At 54.4% G+C, this 21,881-nt stretch carries 15 protein-coding genes; 12 read left to right on the top strand and 3 right to left on the bottom strand.

Going from position 1 to position 21,881, the window contains the following annotated elements:
* Positions 1-61 precede the first annotated feature (61 nt).
* From WJU16_RS09535 to WJU16_RS09510, 6 genes are all read left to right on the top strand, one after another.
* On the top strand, positions 62-3,655 hold the full coding sequence (locus WJU16_RS09535) for a SusC/RagA family TonB-linked outer membrane protein (RefSeq protein WP_341838089.1): 3,594 nt from the start codon (positions 62-64) through the stop codon (positions 3,653-3,655).
* Between the two features lie 17 nt (positions 3,656-3,672).
* Positions 3,673-5,139: a RagB/SusD family nutrient uptake outer membrane protein gene (locus WJU16_RS09530; protein WP_341838088.1), complete on the top strand. Its 1,467-nt coding sequence runs from the start codon at positions 3,673-3,675 to the stop codon at positions 5,137-5,139.
* Positions 5,140-5,152: 13 nt separating this feature from the next.
* Positions 5,153-6,001, top strand: coding sequence for a hypothetical protein (locus tag WJU16_RS09525; protein ID WP_341838087.1), 849 nt, complete (start codon positions 5,153-5,155; stop codon positions 5,999-6,001).
* Positions 6,002-6,071: 70 nt separating this feature from the next.
* Positions 6,072-7,475 carry a TlpA disulfide reductase family protein gene (locus WJU16_RS09520; protein ID WP_341838086.1) on the top strand — a complete coding sequence of 468 codons (1,404 nt, stop codon included), beginning with the start codon at positions 6,072-6,074 and terminating at the stop codon, positions 7,473-7,475.
* Positions 7,475-10,021, top strand: a complete 2,547-nt coding sequence (locus tag WJU16_RS09515; protein ID WP_341838085.1) for a M1 family aminopeptidase — start codon at positions 7,475-7,477, stop codon at positions 10,019-10,021. Before WJU16_RS09520 ends, WJU16_RS09515 begins: the two co-directional genes overlap by 1 nt.
* Positions 10,022-10,032: 11 nt before the next feature.
* Positions 10,033-11,145: a TlpA disulfide reductase family protein gene (locus WJU16_RS09510; protein WP_341838084.1), complete on the top strand. Its 1,113-nt coding sequence runs from the start codon at positions 10,033-10,035 to the stop codon at positions 11,143-11,145.
* Between the two features lie 53 nt (positions 11,146-11,198).
* Here the strand turns inward: WJU16_RS09510 and WJU16_RS09505 are convergent, their stop codons facing one another.
* Positions 11,199-12,374: a hypothetical protein gene (locus WJU16_RS09505; RefSeq protein WP_341838083.1), complete on the bottom strand. Its 1,176-nt coding sequence runs from the start codon at positions 12,372-12,374 to the stop codon at positions 11,199-11,201.
* Between the two features lie 64 nt (positions 12,375-12,438).
* On the opposite strand from WJU16_RS09505, the gene WJU16_RS09500 reads away from it, so the two are divergent.
* Complete coding sequence (locus WJU16_RS09500; RefSeq protein WP_341838082.1) at positions 12,439-12,885, top strand: hypothetical protein; 447 nt, start codon at positions 12,439-12,441, stop codon at positions 12,883-12,885.
* Here the strand turns inward: WJU16_RS09500 and WJU16_RS09495 are convergent.
* Together WJU16_RS09495 and WJU16_RS09490 are read right to left on the bottom strand one after the other, a co-directional pair.
* Positions 12,882-13,145: a hypothetical protein gene (locus WJU16_RS09495; protein ID WP_341838081.1), complete on the bottom strand. Its 264-nt coding sequence runs from the start codon at positions 13,143-13,145 to the stop codon at positions 12,882-12,884. The two genes, WJU16_RS09500 and WJU16_RS09495, sit on opposite strands and share 4 nt — an antisense overlap.
* A gap of 86 nt (positions 13,146-13,231) precedes the next feature.
* Entirely contained in the window at positions 13,232-13,741 is a 510-nt protein-coding gene (locus tag WJU16_RS09490; protein ID WP_341838080.1) for a DinB family protein, read from the bottom strand.
* A gap of 268 nt (positions 13,742-14,009) precedes the next feature.
* Between WJU16_RS09490 and WJU16_RS09485 the strand changes: the two genes are divergently transcribed.
* The 5 genes from WJU16_RS09485 to WJU16_RS09465 all read left to right on the top strand — a co-directional run bounded on the left by WJU16_RS09485 (position 14,010) and on the right by WJU16_RS09465 (position 21,841).
* The gene (locus WJU16_RS09485) at positions 14,010-15,194 is read left to right on the top strand and encodes an ROK family protein (protein WP_341838079.1); all 1,185 of its coding nucleotides are present in this window, start codon (positions 14,010-14,012) and stop codon (positions 15,192-15,194) included.
* A gap of 145 nt (positions 15,195-15,339) precedes the next feature.
* Positions 15,340-16,998, top strand: coding sequence for a tetratricopeptide repeat protein (locus tag WJU16_RS09480; RefSeq protein ID WP_341838078.1), 1,659 nt, complete (start codon positions 15,340-15,342; stop codon positions 16,996-16,998).
* A gap of 222 nt (positions 16,999-17,220) precedes the next feature.
* Positions 17,221-17,886 carry a TonB-dependent receptor plug domain-containing protein gene (locus tag WJU16_RS09475; protein ID WP_341838077.1) on the top strand — a complete coding sequence of 222 codons (666 nt, stop codon included), beginning with the start codon at positions 17,221-17,223 and terminating at the stop codon, positions 17,884-17,886.
* Entirely contained in the window at positions 17,883-20,300 is a 2,418-nt protein-coding gene (locus WJU16_RS09470) for a SusC/RagA family TonB-linked outer membrane protein (RefSeq protein ID WP_341838076.1), read from the top strand. The genes WJU16_RS09475 and WJU16_RS09470 overlap by 4 nt, the downstream gene beginning before the upstream one ends.
* A gap of 20 nt (positions 20,301-20,320) precedes the next feature.
* On the top strand, positions 20,321-21,841 hold the full coding sequence (locus WJU16_RS09465) for a RagB/SusD family nutrient uptake outer membrane protein (RefSeq protein ID WP_341838075.1): 1,521 nt from the start codon (positions 20,321-20,323) through the stop codon (positions 21,839-21,841).
* Positions 21,842-21,881: the final 40 nt, after the last annotated feature.

Genomic DNA, 21,881 nt, shown 5'->3' with positions numbered 1-21,881 from the left:
CCGACATGCTTTATGGATGAACCGCCGTGCGAACGGCGAATCGAAAACCAGTTTTATCAACATGAAATCAAAATCTACATTGCCTTTCGGGGGAAAGGTACGGCGTTTCCGTGCCCGGGTCGTACTGTTGTTTGCGTTGCTGGCGATACCTTTCGCCGGGGTGGCGCAAACGCGATCGGTACTTGACGTGCGGGTGAGTTACAAGGCGGAGAAAACGCCGCTCGCAAAAGCCCTGAAAGATATCCGGGCGCTTACCAACGTGCGTTTCACCTACAATTCCGACGTCATCCGCCGGCAACCGCCGGTAACCGTGGATCTGAAACAGGTGACGCTGGAAGCCCTCCTCAAGCAGGTACTCCAGAAAACGCCGTTGCAATTCGCGGAAGACATGGGCGGCATCATCATCTTCCCCGACGAAGGGGAAAAGCTGAAGCCGGGTCAGAAGTTAAGTTTGCTGTTGCACGGACAGGTGATGTCGGAAGGTGGGCAACCCATCCCCGGCGTTACCATCCGCGCGCAAGAATCCAACCTGGGAACGATCACCCTGGAAGACGGCATGTTTTCCCTCATGGTGTACGATGGGGAGGTGCTGAAGTTCAGCGGTGTAGGCCTTACGACCACTTCCATGCGGGCGCAGCCGGTGTCGAATAACCTGATGATCGTGAAACTGAAATCTTCCACGGAAGAAATGAAGGAAGTGGTGGTGAACGGTTACCAGAAGATCGACGCGCGCATGTCGACTGGTGCAACATTTAAGCTGAACGCGGCGGATATCCTCCAGCCGGGGATGCCTTCGGTGGACCAGATGCTCCAGGGCAAGGTGCCGGGGCTGATGATCATGAATACTTCCGGCAGCGTCAACGCCCGGCCTACCATCCGTATGCGCGGAACGTCCACTTTCGTGGGAAACGCTTCGCCGCTGTGGGTGATCGATGGGATGGTGCGCCCCAGCCCGGTGGGTATTTCGTCCGAAACACTGAATAGCGCCGTGAGCGGGGAATTTAACCTGATCGGTAGCGCCGTGGCGGGATTGAACCCTTACGACATTGAATCCATGACCTTCCTCCGCGACGCCGCGGCGACCTCGATTTACGGCACGCAAGGCGCCAATGGGGTGATCGTGATCACCACCAAAAAGGGAAAGCCCGGACCGTTGCAGGTAACGTATTCCGCCGATATGTCGTTCCAGGCGAAGCCTTCTTACCGGCGGATGAATCTCATGAACTCGGAAGAAAGGGTAACGTTGTCGAGAGAATTGATGGAAGACAAATTGCTTGTCAATAGTTTTTATACCGGCTTTTTGCCGGAAACGTCCTATGAATACCTCGTACAGCAGCTGAATAGCCGGAAGATTTCGGAAGCCGAGTTCAAAGCGGCCGTGCAGGCCAGCGGCGCCAGGAATACCGACTGGTTCGACCTGCTGTTCCAGAACTCTTTCGGGATGACGCACTCCCTCAGCCTCAGCGGCGGCAGCGACAAAGCGACTTTTTACGGTTCAGTGAGCTATGGTAAGAACCAAAGCTCCGCTAAGCTGGACGGGAACCAACGCATCACGGCCGACGTCAAAATGAACGCGAAGATCACCAGGCGGCTGAACGCCAACTTGATGCTGTTGGCCAATTACAACACCCAAACCGGTTACTATAACGGCATCAACCCGCAGAATTATGCGATTCAGACGAGCCGCGTTACTTCTCCGGATGAATGGTATCCCTGGCAAAGCGCCGGGCTGACGACCGGCGCCGCCGGGTTAACGGCCGATCCGATCAAATACAATATCCTCAACGATATCGCCACCACCACGAATACCAGCAGCTCCCGCGGTACTACCATCAACCTGAACCTGACGTACGACTTTGGCGGCGGATGGCGCTTCGAACAAATGGGCAGCGCGATGAGCGACGTGTCGGAAGCATTCAGGGCGGCTTACGAAAACAGCTCTCAGGCTGCGGTGCACCGCGGTTACAACCTCGGCGAAACATACCCCAAGGAGCTGATGGACCTGTCGTACCTGCCACAAGGCGGCCTGGCCAATTTCTCCAACCTGAATTCGCTGGTGTGGAACACCCGCAGTACGCTCTTCTTCACGCGCCGGTTATTCAACAACCGCGACGAGTTCAACTTCTCGCTGGGGACCGAGGCCACGTCCAACAAAGTGACGGGCAGCACCACCCAGGAGCCCGGCTATTTTGAAACGCGCGGCAAAATCTTTGAAGCCTCCGACCGTACCCGCCGCCAGTTCCACAAACTCCAGCTCGACGACCGGCTGAACAACCGGATGAGCATCTACGGTAACGCATTCTACAACTACGACGGCCGGTATACGCTCGGATTCGACATCCGCTCCGACGGCTCCAACCGCTTCGGGCAGTATTCCAACCAGAAATTCCTTCCCAACTATAGCGTCTCCTTCCGCTGGAATGCTTCCAACGAAAAATGGATCCCTGAATCGAAGCTGCTGAGCGGCCTCAATGTTCGTGCTTCTTATGGCACACAAGGGAACGTGGTGACGGAAGTAAGTCCTAATCTGATCGCCCGGTTTGTGCCTTCGGGGCCAAGCGGCAATTCTTTGTCGGGCCGCCCGGATGTGGTGATCGTCACGCTTCCTTATCCTAATCTGAGATGGGAAAAGACCTATCAGTATAACGTTGGCGTGGAAATGAGCCTGTTCGATAAACGCGTGAACCTGCAGGTGGATCACTACGGCCGGAAGAGCGTGGACCTGGTTTCCCAGCGGTCGGTGCCGGTAGAGAACGGTGTGGATTACATGCTGGTTAATTCCGGTTCGCTGCTGAACAGCGGATGGGAAACGGTGGTGAACTTCGTGCCGGTCCGTTCCAAAGGCTGGAATCTCAATTTCACCTTCACCAACAGCTTCAATAAAAACAAAGTAGCGGAACAGGGGTACCAGAACCTATACACCGATTACCTCAACGGAACCGTGAGCCAGCCGGGTGTTGCGGCTGATGCATTCTATTCTTTCGTGTTCAAAGGGTTGAACGGTACTACCGGCCTTCCTGAGTATGACCACATGGACAGCCAGGGCAAAACGGTGACGCCTACGGATTTTCTCGTGTTTTCCGGTCAGAAGTTCCCTAAGTTTCAGGGGACCTTTTCCTCCAGCCTGCGTTATAAAAACCTCATGCTCCGCGGTAGTTTCTATTACGCCCTCGGCGCCCACAAGCGAATGAACGCGATGTATTCCCGCAATAGCGATAACAACGGCATCCCGCGTGCAGGATATAATACGAACAGGGATCTGATTGAACGCTGGCGTAAGCCTGGCGACGAACAGTGGACGATTATTCCCGTCATGCGCGATCTGAAAGCGGGGGAAAGCCAGCGACTTCCCCAGATGGAAGGTTATGGCTCCGCACCGATTATGTCGCAATACAAGATGTACGATTTATCGGATATCAGGGTAGCCAACGCCAGTTTCATGCGCTGCAGAAACCTGAGCCTCAACTACATGGTGCCGCAGTCTGTACTCAAACCTGCCCGGGTGAATGCGCTGACGCTGGGCTTCTCCGTGAACAATGCGTTTACCATCGCTTCGCGGCAGTTACAAGGGCAGGATCCTGAGATCGATGGCGCGGGATCCACCGCATTGCCGATTACCCGTCAATACGCGTTCAGCTTTTCCGCGAATTTCTAATGCATCAATTTTCTGAGATGAAGAAACTTTCAATTGCCATATTAACGATAGCCGTCCTGAGCAGTATTTCCTGTAAGAAATTCCTGGAAGAGCGCTCCCAGTCCGATATCGTACCCACCACCGTAACGGATTTCAGCGATATCCTGTCGACGGGAGGATACCCCAACGGTATCAAAATGATGCCGCAATTATTACTCATGACCGACGATGCGGAGTATTATGCATCGATTGACCCGAGGCCGGGCGACGAAACATTTTACGTCAATTGCCCGGCTTTCCAGTGGCAGCCGGATTTCATCGACGCCTGCCGGCAATCGCTCAGCCCGAATCTCCTTGAATTTGATTCCTGGTCTGTTTTTTACAGTAAGCTGATGCGCGTGAACGTGGTATTGCAGTATATCGACGCGGCGCCCGGCGACGCGAAAGAGCGCGACCGCGTAAAAGGGGAGGCCCTGGCGCTTCGGGCCTGGTATTACTTCCTGCTCGTCAACCTCTACGCACACCCTTACAACGATCCGGCCGTGAGCCCCGCCAAATCGCCGGGAGTTCCCCTGAAGCTGGACGGTAACGTGATCGAAGAAACAATCGCCCGCAATTCAGTAGCGGAAGTGTATGCGCAGATCGGGAAAGACCTGGAGCTTGCGATTACTTTGCTGGAGCGCGACGACCGTATTGGCAGCAAAGTGTTTTTTGACGACGTGGCGGTGCATCTGCTGGCCAGCCGGGTAGCTTTGTACAAAGACGACTGGGAAGCCGTGGTGAAGCACACGGACTATGTGCTGGAGCATCACCCGCAACTGGCGAACCTGAACGCAGGCATTACGACCTCCATCGTGCACCGTGATAACGTGGAAACGATCTGGGCGTACGGGAACCATCGCGTGTCGGACATTGTAGGGTTTGCTGCCGTGGCGGATTTTTCGCATGACCTGGCCAATACTTTTGATGAAAAGGATCTCCGCAGCCAATACTATTACTATTATTTCCCGCCGGAATTCAAACCTTTTATTACGGTGGATTACGGTATCAATAAATATGTGGAGGCGCAGTGGTTCCTCAACTGGCGGAGCTCGGAGGCTTACCTGAACCGGGCGGAAGCGAAGATCCAGTTGTTCCGGAAGAATGGCGACGCGGCCGCGGCGCAGCAGGCGTTGGCGGATCTCAACACCCTTCGCTCGAACCGTTTTGCGCCGGGCGATTTCGTGGCCTGGACGATGGCCTCGGGAGACGAGTTGTTGAAAATGTGCCGCGAAGAGCGCCGCCGCGAGCTGTGTTTCGAAGAAGGGCACCGCTGGTTCGACCTGCGCCGTTACGGCATGCCGGAGATCAGGCACGTGTATGCTTCCGCGCCCGGGAAAACGGAGATCTATGTGCTGAAGGCCCGTGATCCCCAGTACACGCTGCCCATCCCGTTGGAAGTGCTCGAGCGCAACAGGGCTTTGGTACAAAATACTCAAATCTCCGGCGTCCGCAAACCGGAATAAAACAGACATCAATATGCAACATATATTCTACCGATTGATAGCGCCCGCCTGCATCGCCCTGAGCCTCCTCGCCGCATGCAGAAAAGAAGCACAACTGAACCCGCCGCTGCTGCCGGACGCATACCAGCTTCCGCAAGGCAATCAGCCGATTGATGATTCTATCGTCAACTTCAAGAATAAATACGGCACTTATTTCCTTTATAAATTCACGTACTCCGATTTCGCATACGCGCCCACCGGCATGCTCGCCGATACCGCCGCGGAAGGGGATCCCGCGTATCTCAAGGCTGCGTACGATTTCTTCAGGCTGCATTGCCTGGCGTATTACCCGGAAGAGTTCCGCAAGCAAACATTGCCTTTCCGCATTTACCTTTCCGCGGCCGTGGGCGCTAAAGGCCCCGGCGGTACAATTATCGTGAACAAAGGTTTCTCCTGCGCCGCGCGAATGCTGGCCATCGGGTGGGCCAATGCGCAACTGGAAGGATTGCCGGCGGCAGACAAGAAAAAAACCATCGCGGCGATGCACCGCTATTATTTCCACCGCGCCCTGTTAGGTGGAAGCCTGCCCGTACCGAATGACTTCCTGGCGCTGATGCCTTCTACCACGGCAAGCATGACGGAAGCCAACAAGTACCTGCGCGGCATGCTGGAAGTGCAGAACATTGCCAAGGCTGATCCGCTCTGGGATCTCGCGACCTACGTAGAAGCGGTGACCGGCAAAACTACGGAGGAGCTGGAAGCCACCATCCTCAGCCCGCAGGTCGACAAAAACGGGCTCGTCCGCAAGAAATACAATATCGTTTTGAAGCATTTCAGGGACGAACACCAAATCGACCTGGCAGCCATCGGCAATTTGCCCTGATAGGTACCGGCGTCAATTCACCCTTTTTGACATGCTGTGTGCCATTCTATTATAAAACCATTTTGTCGACATGAAGAAATCATTAACAATATTGCTGTTCGCGCTGGGCAGCGGCCTGATCGTTCAGGCAGGGCCGGGCGCGCCGGGTAAAATCCGCATAAGTATAACACCTGGCACGCAAGTGGAAACCAGTTTTGACCTGGCATATCTCACCGATAACGTTTCCGAAAAATCAACGACTGAGTCCGTTCGGCTGCGCCGCGGAGTGGCCATGGCTCCTATCGTACGGAGCCTGGGCACCGGCAGCCAGATCGTTTATATCTGGCGGACGCCCTTCCTGGTGTCTCAGGGCGAAACGCTGGAGGTGACCGTAAACGTAGCGGGTAAAGAAAACCTTTTTAAACCGGTTACGGCTAAGATCAAAGGGAAATCGGATAAAGCCAGTCTTCCCGGTTTTATTGATTCCATCTACCGCTATCAACTGGAAATCACAACGAAGGAAGCTATGGACGCCTGGTTGGAGAAAAACAGCCGCCTGCTCGAAGAAGCCATGCAGGCTGCCGGCGCCAATGCAGACGACCGGGCTGTGTTGCTGGCTTACGCAAGCTATATGAAACTCGCCCGGCGTCTGCCTGTAGTGAAGCATCAACCAGAACTGGCCAAGGATGCCAACTTTTCCAAATGGTTGTTCGGAGATTTTGAAATTTCCAACCCACATTTTTCGAGACTGGCCGATGATAACGTGGTTCCCAATATCACCCGTTTCTGGTGGGAAGGCAGGAAACTCGCTGAACCTGACCTGCGGGAAGAATTCCTGTTCGTGGATCTGATCCGTTTCGCAAAAAGCGAGCGCCTGAAGCAAGAGACCGCTTACAACTGGGTAATCATGGAACTGAAACACAAGAAATTCACCCCCGCGCTGAAAAATGTGTATCCCATGCTCCGCCAGAACCTGAAACCTTCCGCCAGAACAAAAAACATCGATTCCCTTTATCAGGCCTATTCCATCATGGATCGCGGCAAGCCCGCGTACAACTTCGTGATGAAGGACGCATCCGGGAAAGTAGTGCGCCTGTCGGACTACAAAGGCAAAATGATCGTGATGGACTTCTGGGCCGATTGGTGCAAAGGCTGCATCGCCAACCTGCCGGAGTTCAAGAAAATAGCAGGTGCATACAAAGACAGCGCCGATATTGTGTTCCTCACCATCGCCTGGCAAGACCAGGGTACGGAAGATCTCTGGAAAGAACTCTCCACCAAACACAACGTCGCAGGACCGAATAACATGATCCTGATGCGGAATGAAGACAGCAAGGAATACCAGCGCTTCTTCGACGGTTACAAGATCACCGGCGTTCCCCGGTACATCGCTATCGATAAGGAGGGCAACTGGCTTTGCAACCAGCTGTCGTACCCCATGACGGCGATGGCGGAGCAGATCCGGAATTTATATGACGAACAGAAATACGAATAGTGGCCAACCAATTCATACGCATCGCGTTGCTGCTGGCAGCATGTGCGGCAGGGAAGGAAGCGGGGGCGCAACAGGTGCCGGGCGGGTCTTACGATCCGGTGGCGGCATTCGCGCCTTTGCCCCATCCGGCAGCAACAGCCACCCGCGGCGCTTCCGGTAAACCGGGCCCCGCTTACTGGCAAAATCGCGCCGATTACAAAGTGGCCGTGTCCATCGACACGCTTTCCCGCGAGGTGAAAGCGCATTGCGCGATGGCGTATACCAATAACAGTCCGGATACACTTACTTACCTCTGGCTCACGGCCGTGCAGAACCGCTTCCGCAGGGATTCGCGGGAAACGCTGCTGACGCCGCCGAAGGGCAGCCGCTTCGGCATCAACGATCATACCGAAGGCCTGGAGATCGCATCCATAAAAGCCGGCAACAGGAACGCCACGTACAGCCTCACACATAATTACATCCGTGTGGATCTGCCGCAGCCGCTGTTACCCGGCAGGCAGGTAAAACTGGAAACAGATTACAAATTCATCCTTCCCCTCAATGGCTCCGATAACATGGGCGTGCTGAAAACGGCGGCAGGGAGCGTGTTCCAGTATACCGGCGTTTTTCCGCGGGTGTGCGTATACGACGACCTCCGTGGCTGGAACGTTTCCGGCACGCAATACTATGTGGAGTGCGGCAGCACGGAAATGCACTTCACCGCACCAGCGAATATGATCGTCCAGGGAACGGGCCTGTTGCTTAATCCTGAAGACGTGCTCCGGCCGGAAGTCCTCCGGAAATACCGCCAGTCGCTGAAAAGCGATACCGTAATCAGGGTGCGCTCTGCCGGGGAAGCCTTTTCTCCTTCTTCCGCTGCCTCCCTCACCTGGAAGTTCCGGGAACCCAACGCGGGCGACGGTGGATGGTCGGCGTCGGCGTCTTTCAACTGGGAAGGGCTTGCCACCAGGCTAACTAACGGAACCGCCATCCCCACAATGGCGTTGTTCCCGACAGGAAGCAACCGCGAATGGGACACCATCATCCGGGCGATGCCGCGCATGCTGAAAGCGTATTCCGATCAATGGTCCCCTTATCCCTATGCCGCGGCCATTAACATCGCTACCGGCGTTACAGGGCTGGCGTCGCCGGGTGTATCTTTCATCCATTACCAGCATAGCAGTTACGCCGCCAGCGTCTGGATCAAAACCAACCACGAGCTGGGGCATGCCTGGTTTAACCTCATGATCGCCGCAGATAGCCGCCATGGCTGGATGTGCGAAGGGCAGAACACGTTCATCAACCTGGTGAATGCCGCCACATTGAACGGCTCCGTGCCTTTCGACATGCAGACGTCGTTCAGCTGGATGAACATGAAGAAGCCCCACGTTCCCGTGAGCACGCTCTTCGGCAGCGTGCCGCCCGCCGACATGGGCCCGCTGATGTACATGAAGCCCGGCACGGCTTTCCTGCTCCTGCGCAACGAGGTACTGGGGCCCGGGCGCTTCGACCCGGCTTTCCGGGAGTACATGCGCGCATGGGCATTCAAACATCCCGCGCCGCACGATTTCTTCAGAATAATGGAAAACGGTACCGGCGAAGACCTCGCATGGTTCTGGCGCGCCTGGTTCCTGACCGATGCGCGGATGGATCAGGGGATTACCAAAGTGGCGTACGACGGCGATAAGCCCGACAAAGGCGTGCTCATTTCCATTATCAATAAACGGCAAATGCCCATGCCGGTAGATATCCTCGTGCGGGAGTTCAACGGCAAACAGCACCGCGTGAAGCTTCCGGTACAGGTTTGGGAATGGAGCGACGCCCATACACTGAAAGTGCCCACCACGACAGCAGTCGTTTCCGTACAACTCGATCCCGAGTCGCTGCTCCCGGATGCGGACCGTGCCGACAATATCTGGACGGGCAGCGGCACCAAACTGCGCAACGGGCAAATGTCCGCGCAGCAGGTGATTGACCGCTATTTCGACGTTATCGGCGGGAAGCAGAATGCGGAGCGGCTGGGCAGCTTGGTTTTGGAATACCGGTCCTGGGCCCATAGCGAATTTGTGCTCCGGCAGCGTTTTGAAGCAGGGGGAGATTTCTCCTGGATTTCCGGGCTGGAAGTGGAGAAGAACATGACGGCGCTGAAGAAGTTGGAGCAAACCGATTCCCTGCGCTTTGCATTGCTCGGCGCCGGCCAGGCGCTGAACGCCACGCAGCAGGAGCAACTCCGGATATCCGCGATGCTGTTTCCCGAATTGCGGTTTTTCGAAACGGGAAACAAAGTGAAGCTTTCCGATGATTTCCAGCTGATACACGGCATGGAAGCCTACATGGTAACGGTTGTGACGCCATCGGGCAATTCCTGGCGCTTTTACTATGATGCCGCTACCGGCCTGAAAGTAAGGCAGGAATACACCGGCATGATGCCTTCCCTGTTATACTCCAGTAAAGTGCTGGCGGGATATGATTCCGTCTTCGGGGTGAAGATCCCGCGGCAGGTAACGATACAGGCGCCGGGAGAAAGCGAAGAACTATTCGAATTAAAGAACTTTTCAAAATCATAAAAATCAATCGCATGAAACGGATACTGACCGGGATGGCCCTGCTGTCCTGCATAACGGGCTATGCCCAGGAAAAACTGGAGATCACCGCGAAACTCGGCGGGATGAAAGACGGGGAACGCGTGCTTTTCTGGATGCCGCTGGGCGATGTCCGGGATTCCACCTTTGTAAAAGACGGCAGTTTTTCCAAAACGATCAATATGACCGGAGGCGGCACTACTTGCATCATCCACATCGGGGAAGATATGAATGAAGCCAAGGGGATGTTCTTATACGTGGAGCCGGGTAAGCTCAACTTTACCGGCAAAGGCCCCTATTTCGACGACGCCGAAATCACCGGCAGCCCGTTCGTGGAAGAATGGAAGCAGATGGATATGGAGCTTGCCGGTCTCCGCGTAAACGATGCGAAACTATCGGAGCTTGAAGCGGAAGTGGCGGAAGCGATGAGCGTCGGCGACGCGGATGCCAAGCAGGCGATTGAAGCGGAAATGTGGAAATTGAAACAGGCGAATGCGAAAACAGCAATGGACTGGTTGATGCAGCATCCCAATGTCGGCGCCGGTTCCTACCTTGTCAATGTATATCTCAGCGTACTCCCGCGTGCTGAATTCCTGGCTTTTGCAGAGAAACTGGGCCCTAAAGTACGGAATACCCACACCGTAAAATACATGATCGAGCAAAGGACGGGCGCTTCCGTTGAGGTCAACGCAAGTTTAGGCAAAGCCGCTCCTGGTTTTACGCTGGAAGACGTGGACGGAAAGAAATTCAGCCTCTCCGATTTCAAAGGCAAATACGTACTGGTGGATTTCTGGGCAAGCTGGTGCAAACCCTGCCGCGAACAGAATCCCAAACTGGTGGAAATGCACAACAAATTCAAAAGCAAAGGTCTGGAAGTGGTTTCTATTTCCATTGACGACGATCGCGAGAAATGGAAGCAAGCCGTAAAAGAAGATCAGCTCTCCTGGCTGCAGCTCATCGGCGACGCGGGCCGCAACAGCAAAATCATGAAAGATTACAAAGTGATCGGTATTCCTTTGGCCGTACTGATCGACAAAAACGGTAACCTGTTGAAAATCGGTCTCCGTGGAGATAATCTCGAAGCAGAACTCAATGCCTTGATTAAATAGGAAGATGAAAGTAATAATGAGCAATCGCCCTGCCGGTCTCCGGCGGGGCTTTTTTATTCGTTGAAATGATGGTTTGCGAAGCGGATGAATTGTTGCCAGTCGAATTCCGTCATATCATGTTCCCCGGTGCGGTTGTGGTAGCCGAGGATGCCGTCTGTCAGCGCGGCGTCCGGGGGTGGAGGTGTTGCGGGGAGCGTGGATTTTTCTTTGTAAAGGGCAAAAACCATTTCGGCGTTCTTTAATGCGAGGAAAGTGCCGGTAGGATCGGCCCAGAGGTCTTTCGTGGCATTGGTGGCATACACCGGCCGCGGCGCGATGAGGGCGATGAGCATATGCTGGTCCACCGGCAGGTCGTTTTCCTTGTCGTTGTAATTTTTATAGTTGCTGGAAAACCAGTGGGGGAAGACGGAATTGATCCGGCTGATGCGCTCCCCAAATTGCCGGCGCGCCAATGCCGCGCCGGTGTTCCCGGAGCAATTGGTAACACAGATGGCGAAACGTTCATCCTGTGCGGAAGCCCATAGCGATGTCTTCCCGCCGCGGGAGTGCCCTACGAGCACTACTTTTTTAGCATCCACCAACGGTTCCTTTTCGAAATAATCCATCACCCGCGAGGCCCCCCAGGCCCAGGAGCCAATGGCTTTCATCCCGTTCCCCATGCGAAGGTGTTCGGGATACATGCGCAGCACGCCTTCGGAATATTTAGCCTTGTCGTCCGGCGCGAGATCACTCACATGGAACGCCGCTACCGCGTAGCCGCTGTCGATTACCAGTTCCGCCGGCCAGAAAGCGCTCTTCTCTTTGCGGTCGGGATCGGTATTCCTTTTAGGACGGTTGTTGATAAGCAGGAAAACCGGCGCCGGCGCAGCAGCGTTTTTAGGGACAAACATCGTCAGCGCGATGGCTACCGACTGTCCGCCGCGGTACACCCGGATGCGGGTTTCTTTCAGCACGGCCCGTCCACCCATGGCGCCGCCGTCTTCCCGCACGGGTTCGAAGCGGATGCTGTCGAAGTCCTTCGGCATTTGTCCGTACACGTTATTTTCGAACAGCCTGAGAATTTCCGTCCGCCGTGTTCCTTCCCACATCTTCACGTTCTTCACCGGCCTTCGGTTAACGGTAACCAGCGGATGGGGGAGTGAGTAGGCGGGAACGAGCAGCTCGTTGTAATTCTGGGCGAAAGCGGCCGTTCCGGCGAGCATGGCGGTAAGTAAGGTGACTGTTTTCATGGGAAAAAAAGATACGCTAATTTTTAAGACATTTGCATCTTATCCGACCCAAAAAAACAATAACATGCGTATCCGGATGTTCGCCCTGGCGGCCTTGTTGTTCATGACCCTGACCGCTTCCGCGCAGGAGAAACCTTTGCTGCAGTTGTATACCGGCGAAATCGACGGTAAAATCCCCGTTACGCTCTTCCTCGAAGGCGTCCTCGATCCTTGCAACGGGGAATATAAATACCGGGGGATTTATACCTACCAAAAGGATCTCCACCGCGAAAAGTGGCTGCTCCTGGCGGTGGATTACAACGATAAAGGGCAGTATATCATGGTCGAAACCGGCGTGTCCGGCGTCCTGATACTCCAGCACACTGCGTCCGGGTTCTCGGGGACGTGGATTTCGCCCGACGGGAAAACCCTCCGCAAAGTATCCCTCCGCAAACAAGGCGTTCCCGCCGCCAAAGAAGAATTCTACCTCGATGCGCTCGAGCATACGCATTACCGGTACAACGATTGTTAACCCATGCTGGCGAGCAGGTATCCCGCATGCGCCACGAACAGGATAATAGACGCTACCAGCAGTCGTTTGTGCTCCCGTGTAAGATTTACCATCATCACGATGCAAAAGACAAAATAATAAATGCCTGAAAAAATGGCGTAGTACAGATTTGTCAGGTCGTAGTAACCGCCACCGGTGCCATTGTTGCGGGGAATGTCGAGGAAGAGGAAGGCGGCCACAAGCAGTGGCAGCACAAGCAGCAATATTTTGAAAAGTTTCATCAGTCGGCGGTTTTTCGGCATCCGTTCATGAATATACGCTGTATTCATCGGATTGCGGGCGAACCGCCATTATTGCCTTTCATCAATTAACCCTGCAAATGCCGGTGGATTTTATGCAGCTGATGCGTATGCCTGCGCGAATGCACCGTCATGAAAGTAAGCCACTCCTGCCCGGAAAGTGGCCCCCAGTCGGGCATGTCGAAGTCGGTCAGCAGCAGATCGAGATCTTGCTCAGACGCGGCTTGCAGAACGTTTTCCCGGTTTTCTTCCAATGATCGGATCAATTCTTCGCGGTCTTTCGGATGATTGTCGGGAATAATGAATTCCGGGGATTCCATTTTTATATTGAAATCCAGGAAAAGCGAGCGGATAGTTTCATGATGCGCATCCGGCTGGCGGGTCGCCGGCTGGGTATTGCCGCGGAGCAGTTCCGTAACACCGGTTTCCGATTTCAACAGATGTTGTCCCACCTGCCCGGGTGTCCAGCTGCCCGGGAAGGGGACCTGGTTTAGTTGCTCCTGCGAAAAAAGGCGCAAGGCTTCCGTAAGCTCCCGGGTAGACTTGCGAAGATCTTCCATCAAAAATGCTGTAGTCATAACGGCGGATTTGTTGCTACGAAATTAAGCATCCCCGCGCTGCGCCTTCATGTGTGCATGTGACAATATGAGGGTGCTTTTATGACAAGGTTTTCCATTATATCCCGCTTGAAGATTACTTTTCCGGGAAATGGTAAATCAAATTGACTGAATTAATTATATCATATTCAATTAGTTACAATCACTAGACAAAAACTTTCTAAAAATGTTAGGAAGTATTGCATTCATTCTAAATTAATTATTATCTTGAGCTAGATTCTTTCCCTGCATGAAAAAAGACGAGCAATATAAACGTTTGATACTGAGGGAGATTTACTATGCGAATACGTTATCTGCAACAGAGTTGAGCGAACGCATCGGAAAGAGTTTGCCACTGACGATCCGGACGGTGAATCACCTGGTAAAGGAGAACATTCTGGAGCCATCAGGCTACGCTCCCTCCAGCGGAGGACGGCGTCCCATTACATATACCATTAATAAAAAGGCACTTTATATATTGTCTGTTTCCATGGACCAGCTGGTAACGCGCATCTCCATGATGGACCTTACCAACAGCCATGTAGGTGGAATTGTGAAGCACGAACTGCCGCTCAAAAACAATCCCGCCGCGCTCAAAACGCTGGCCGCCATTTTGGTGGACGCCATTGAGAAATCAGGAATTAATCGCAGCCGGATCCTGGGGATCGGTATCGGAATGCCGGGATTCATCGATGGTATCCGTGGAGAAAACTACAGCTTCCCGATGCAGGATGGCACCGAGCAGCAAAGTATCGTGGAGTATTTATCCGCCGCCGCCGGTTTGCCGGTGCACATCGACAACGACTCCAGCCTGATCGCGCTGGCGGAATACCGGTTCGGCAACGCCCGGAAAGCTGCCAACAGCATGGTAGTCAACATCGGATGGGGCGTTGGGTTGGGGATGATCCTCAACGGGTCCCTTTTCAGAGGCAACAACGGGTTTGCCGGGGAGTTCTCCCACATCCCGCTGTTCAATAATAACAAACTCTGCAGCTGCGGAAAGAGCGGCTGCCTCGAAACAGAAACATCCCTGCTCGTGTTGATCGATAAAGCGGTGAAAGGCCTGGCGGACGGGAAAATTTCTTCCCTCCAGGATAACTTCCCGACGGGTGAAATAGAAAAAGATTGCGAGATCATCATGGATGCTGCGGCGCGGGGCGATAAATTCTGTATAGAACTGATCCGCGAAATCGGGTATCACATCGGGCGTGGCGTGGCCATTCTGATCCACCTGCTCAACCCGCGGTCCATCGTGCTCAGCGGTCGCGGCTCGCTGGCAGGCCGGCTCTGGCTCGCGCCGGTGCAGATGGCGCTCAACGAGCATTGCATCCCGCGGCTCGCCACACAAACAGCGGTGGAAGTTTCGGAACTGGGATACGACGCCGAACTGCTCGGCTCCGCCGCCCTCGTCATGGAGAACTACGCTACACCATAGAACCAACCTTCATTCTAATAGCAAATTGAAATACAGTGAACAAGGAAACCGGCCCTTTCTCAGGGTCGGTTTTTTTATGCAAAAATCCCGGTCCGCCTTTCGCAGAGATAATTATCGATCCCGTAAATTTTGTTATTTTTCCCCCATGAGGAAATGGTTATGGATAATGATGGCCTGCTGCCTGGCGGTGCCTGCTTTGGCACAATTCAATGCCGACAGCCTGGCTACCCGGTTGGCTGACAAATCGATGCCCGCCCCCGAACGCATCCGCACCCTGAACCAACTGGCCGCATATTATAATAAGGACTCCACCAACATGGCCCTCGTGTGGGCCAATGAAGCTTACCTCCTCGCGCTGAAAGAAGAAAATACATCCCTGCAGGCCGCGTCCCTCCTGAATTTGTCGGAAGGCTATTTGTATAACGACCAATACGACCAGGCCCTCAATTATGCCTACACCGCCCTCGACCTTGTGCAAACCGACAGCGCCCGCGCCCGGTGCTTCACCCATCTCGGCTGGATTTTCTACGACACGGAGAACGCGCATTTTTCCCAGCAATATCACCAGCAGGCATACGACATTTACCGCCGTCTCGGCGATCCGCGCAGGATCGCCCTGTCGCTGAACGCCCTCGGGCTGGTGTACCTCCAGCAAGACGCGTTCGCCACCGCCCGAAAATATTTCGACAGCACCCTGCAACTCTCCCGCGACAAAGGGCTCGAAGGCATGGTGGCCACCGCGCTCAGCAACCGCGGCATCTGCGAAAACGAATTCGGCCGCTACCCCGAAGCCATCGCCGACTTCACCCAGGCGCTGGCCACCCTCCGGAAAACCGACGGGCTCTCTCATGCCGAAGTGCTCAACCAAATGGCCTATTCCCGCATCATGCTGAAGGAATACCCCCAGGCCCGGGAGCTCCTGGCCCAGGCCCGATCCCTCATCGAAGAAAGCAATTCCAACACCCGCAAAGAAAAGCTACTCGATAATCTGACCAACTCCGTCCTCCTCTACCAACACCTCGGCGAATACAAAACCGCCTTCACCGAGCTACAGGAATACACCCGCGTCCGTAACGAAATCCTGTCCAAAAGCAAAAGCGAAGCCATCTCCGCCCTCAAGCTCAAACGCGAAGCCGAAGAAAACCATGCCCGCATCATCACCCTCGTCGCCCAAAAAGAGCTCCGCGCCTTCCAGCGGAACGCCCTGGCCGCTGGTGTCATCCTCCTGATTATCATCGGTTTGCTCCTCTATTCCAAAATGAGGCAAAAACAGAAAAAAGAAAAGGAACTGGAAGAGGTCCGCCGCGCCCTCATCAAACAGGAACTCGAAGGCGCCCTCCTGGAAAAAGAAGCCCTCAACAACAAACTCGAATTCCGCGACAACGATCTTAAAAACTACGCGCTCTACATCTCCCAGCGCAACGACATGATCCGGCAATTCATCGACGAGCTCATCGCCCTCGATATCCATTCCGACGCCAAAAAAGAAAATATCGCCCGGTTCAATAAAATGGTCAACAAGTTCCAGCACGACCTCGACATTAATAAAGACGCCCAGGACTTCAACCTGTCCGTCAACGAAGTCCACAAGGATTTCTTCTTCAACCTGCTCCGACAATTCCCCAACCTCACCGAAAACGAACGCCGCCTCTGTGCCCAAATCCGGCTCAACCTGTCCATAAAAGACATCGCTTCCCTCAATAATATCTCCGTCAAATCCGTTGAAATGGCCCGCTACCGCCTCCGGAAAGCGTTCAGTCTGGAGCATAAAGACAGCCTGTCTGACTTTTTGAAAAATTTCTAACTTGTTTATTGTCAATTGATTAACTCCCTTGTAGGGGTCTTGTAGAGGTGCCTGTAAGGCACGGATAGAGGCTCCATTTGCCGCTGCGCTGGTTTTTCCGGTCTACTTTACGAATGCATTCCCGGGAACCGTGATTTCACGTTCCGATCGCTGCTCAACCTATGCAAGCGGTTCCCGGGACAACTCCATGTTATTCTTAAAAACTAAAAAACCAAAATGCGTATGTGGAAACTATTCCGAGGGAGCGGACTGTTGCTGGTCCTTTTATTGACCGGATTTGCGGCGATGGCCCAGTCCGGGAAGTCCCTCAAAGGTAAAATTACAGACGTGAAAGGGCAGCCCATCCCCGGGGCGAACGTCGCCGTAAAAGGGACTTCCCAGGGCACGGCCAGCAGCGCCACCGGCGAATTCACCCTCACGGTACCCGCCGATGCCGTGCTGGTGATCTCCGCCATGGGGTTTGCTTCGCAGGAAGTGTCCGTTGCCGGGAAAAACGAGATCAACGTATCGCTTGAAGAAAGCTCCAAAGGCCTCGACGAAGTGGTGGTGGTAGGATATGGCACTCAAAAGAAGGGCGATGTTACCGCGGCCATCTCGACCGTCAACACCAAAAATCTCGAAAAGCAACCCGCCGGCAATATCGGTACCATGCTCCAGGGCCAGGCTGCCGGGGTGATCGTAAGCTCGGGAACCGGCGACCCCGCTGCCAGCCCCAAAGTAATGGTGCGCGGGCTCAACAGCATCAATAACGATAACCCACTGTACGTGGTGGACGGGATCCCGCAAACGTTTATTTACGACGTCAACCCGAACGACATTGAATCGATTTCCGTACTCAAGGATGCATCCGCCGCGACTATTTATGGCGCCCGCGCAGCGGGGGCGTGATCATCATCACCACGAAAAAAGGAAAAAGCGGGGAGCCGAAGATCAATTTCAATTCCTATATTTCCCAGCACAAACTCAATAACAACATCGACCTGCTCGGGAAAACGGCGATGAATAAGGTGGTGAAGGAAGCTTACGCCAACGACGGCACCTCCGCCGCGCCGCCGATTTATGTGCAAGACGATAATAAATACGGCAATTCCGATTGGGTGAACGCCTATACGAAGAAAGGGGTTGAGCAGAAACATGACCTCGATGTTTCCGGCGCGTCCGAGAAATTGTCGTACCGCTTTTCGCTGGGCCACTGGGAGCATTCCGGGAACGTCATCAACTCCGGTTCCAAGCGCGACAACCTTCGTCTCAATACCGAGATCAGGCTGTTGAAAGACCGCCTGAAAATCAGCCCCATCCTTTCCTATACCCGTTTCAATAACAAGAATTTCGGCGATGCAACGGGCGACGGCGATGCCGGTTTCTCCGCCATCATGGACATCTATAGCACGCTGCCGCACAAGCGGATTTACGACCCGGCGTCGCCCAACGGTTACGCCAAACCCGAAGCCGAGCTGCTTTCCGGCAACCCGGTAGGCCAGCGGATGCTGACGACCAGCCGTACCGCCGACGATTACATGCAATTCAACATCGCCGCCGATCTGAAGCTCTGGAAAGGATTCTCCTACAATTTCAGCGCGGGGCGCAACATCACCAACACCTTCAGTTATTCGCAGACGCCGGCATACGACTTTGGCGCGCTGGCGCGGGTGGAAGACCCGAGCCGTTCCGAGATTCGCGGCCGTACGGAGTACCAGGTGTTTACCCACCTGTTGAACTACGACCAGACTTTCGGCAAGCATAACCTGAAGGCCATGTACGGTTTCTCGCGGGAGAAATCCGTTTCCCAGGGCACTTCCGCCGGCGGCAACCACCTTTCCAGCCCGCTGATCGAGGCGTTGTCGGGGTTGATCATTGAAGGGCCCAACGATTACATTCGCGGCAACGGCTGGAATTCTTCCAGCTCGCTGCAATCTTACTTCGGTCGTGTTTCCTATAATTTCGACGATCGTTATTTTCTCCAGGGGAGCCTCCGTCGCGATGGTTCGTCGAGGTTTGGCCCGTTGAACCGTTATGGTACTTTTTACTCGATGTCCGGCGGATGGAACCTGCACAAGGAAAGCTTTTTCAACATTCCGTGGATTTCCGAGCTGAAGCCGCGCATCAGCTACGGCATTGTTGGCAACCAGAACATTCCCAATTTCCAGTATCTCGCAAAAATCTTTATCGCCAATTCCAGCGAATTCCTGAATTATCCGTTCGGCGACTTGCCGGCGCAAAAAGTATACGTAGGCGCTACGGCGGCTTCGCTGGCCAACGCCAACATCAAATGGGAGCAAACGGCTACATTGAACGCCGGTCTTAATTTCAGCTTCCTGGAAGGCGCCATCAGCGGTAGCGTCGACTATTTCCGCAGCCGCACTTCCGACATGCTGGCCGAAACGCCCATCCCTGCTTCTTCCGGTATTACCACCATGCCCCGCACCAACATCGCGGATATGGAAAACAAAGGCTGGGAGCTGACGGCCACTTATCGCAATCCCGGGCAGAAAGGTTTTGTGTGGGACGTAACGTTGAACTTATCGCATAGCAATAACAAGATTATCCGCCTCGGTTATGACGAAGGCATGATCATCGATGGTTTTGTGGATTATTCGAACAGGGCGAGCACGATCACCCGCAAAGGGGAATCACTGGCGTCGTTTTACCTGTTTAAATCGAACGGAATTTTCCGCTCCGCCGAAGAAGTGAATGCGCACGTCAATAAAGAAGGTGATAAACTCCAGCCCCTGGCTGCTCCCGGCGATCTGCGCTTCGAGGATACGAATGGCGACGGCGTTTTGAATGATGATGATAAGGTGATCATGGGCACGGGGCTTCCGAAGCTGGACTACGGGCTTACTTTTAACGCCAGCTGGAAGAATTTCGACCTGATGGTTTTTCTGAATGGTAAACAGGGCCAGAAGATGTACAACGGTGCAAAAATGTTCCTTTACCGTTTCTACCGCTCTGCCGACCTGGTGAATGCCTGGACGCCTGCGAACCCCGGATCCGACATCTACCGCCTGTCCAACGAAGACAAAAACGAAAACCTGCGCGTTTCCGACTACTTCCTGGAAGATGCATCGTTCCTCCGCCTGCGCAACCTTCAACTGGGGTACACCCTGCCGCAGGAGCTGACCAAAAAAGCACTCATCAACCGGCTGCGCATTTACGCCGGCGCTTACAACCTGCTTACGTTTACGAAATACACCGGTTTCGACCCCGATCTGTCCAACACCGGGATCTTCAGCCGCGGGGTAGACCGTGGATATTATCCCATGAGCCGCTCTTTCGTGGCAGGTATTAACGTAGGCTTCTAACCGCAACAAAAAAGTAAATCATGAAACTGAAAATAGCCGCCATCGCCCTTCTTTCCGCCACGCTTTTTACTGCGTGCTCAGACAAGTTCCTGGAGCTGGACGATAAGGAAAACCTCACGGAGAATACATTCTGGGTCACCCGGCAGCACGCGCTGCAGGGCATCACCGCCACGTACGCGGCGCTGCAGGCGTACGACGGTTCCAAATGGACCTGGTTCGAATCCGTGTACACCACGCTCAATTATAAAGGAGACGATATCGACAACAACAAGAACGAACCTTACGGCAAGAATCTCGCCGCATTCCTGAACAGTTCGGATGACGCCGGCGCCTGGAGCCTCTGGGCCACGTGCTATACCGGTATCGCGCGTGCCAACCAGGTAATCGACCAGGTGCCGGGCATCAGCGTGATGACCGAAAAGGAACGGAACGAGATCGTCGGCGAAGCGAAATTCCTCCGCGCATATAACAACTTCCTGCTCGTGAACGGCTTTGAACATGTGCCGCTGGTGATGGTGTTCGAAAAGGACATCACCAAACTCCAGGCACCCCAGGCCGCTTCCGCAGCAGTGTGGGCGCAGATCGAAAAAGACCTGACCGAAGCCGAAGCGGTACTGCCTGACAACTATCCCCCCGCATACGTGGGCCGCGTTACGAAAAACGCCGCCAAAGCCATGCTCGGAAAAGTATACCTCTTCCAGGAGAAATGGCCGCAGGCGGAAGCCAAGTTCCGCGAAATCTATGGCAAATATTCCCTCAACGACAACTACGTCGATAACTTCAATGGCACAAAAGAAAACGGCCCTGAGTCGATATTCGAGATCCAGTGGAGCAGCGACCGTACCGTGTCCGACGAGCGCCATCCCTTCAACTTCGAAGTGCGCCCCGGCGTGCTGGATGGCTGGGAGTTGATGTATCCGTCCGACTGGTTGATCCAGACGCTGAAAAACGACAAAACACCCGCCGGTGGCTACAGCGACCGCGTTTACGGGACCATCTTCTTCGATGATCCGCAGTCGGCCATGTGGGACCTCAACGTGCCCGCCAACCTGGTGCCATACGCCGATGTGAAAGGCACGACGGTACGGCCCGTGTATTTCAATAAGTATGCTTATCCCAACGACCGCAGCGGTGCGTATGTGGGGTATAATATTTCCATTATCCGGTATGCGGATGTGTTGCTCATGCTGGCGGAAGCGGCTAACGAAAATAACAAGACCGCCGAGGCGATCGGCTTTGTGAACGAAGTGCGGGAGCGCAGTCATGCCAAACCTATTGCCGGTTTGGGGAAAGATCAGCTCCGGGAGCATATCCGTCACACGGAGCGGCCGGTGGAGCTGGCCATGGAATGGGGGATCCGCTGGTTCGACCTGATGCGCTGGGCGCGGGGCAACACGGCGAAGCTGAATGTGAAGAACACGCTGGTGCAGCACGGCAAGCCGTCGGCGGCGAACTATGTGGAAGACAAGCACATCCGTTACCCGATACCGTTGAAAGAGATCAGCGTAAACCCGCTGTTGAAGCAAAATAATTTGTATTGATTCTCCGCGCCGGCGCGCACCGCTTGCGGCGCCGGCGCAT

This window comes from Chitinophaga pollutisoli (genome assembly GCF_038396755.1).
In the GTDB taxonomy this organism is placed as follows: domain Bacteria; phylum Bacteroidota; class Bacteroidia; order Chitinophagales; family Chitinophagaceae; genus Chitinophaga; species Chitinophaga pollutisoli.
The sequence above is the reverse complement of the archived record's forward strand: the minus strand, read 5'-3'. Positions and strand labels throughout refer to the sequence as shown.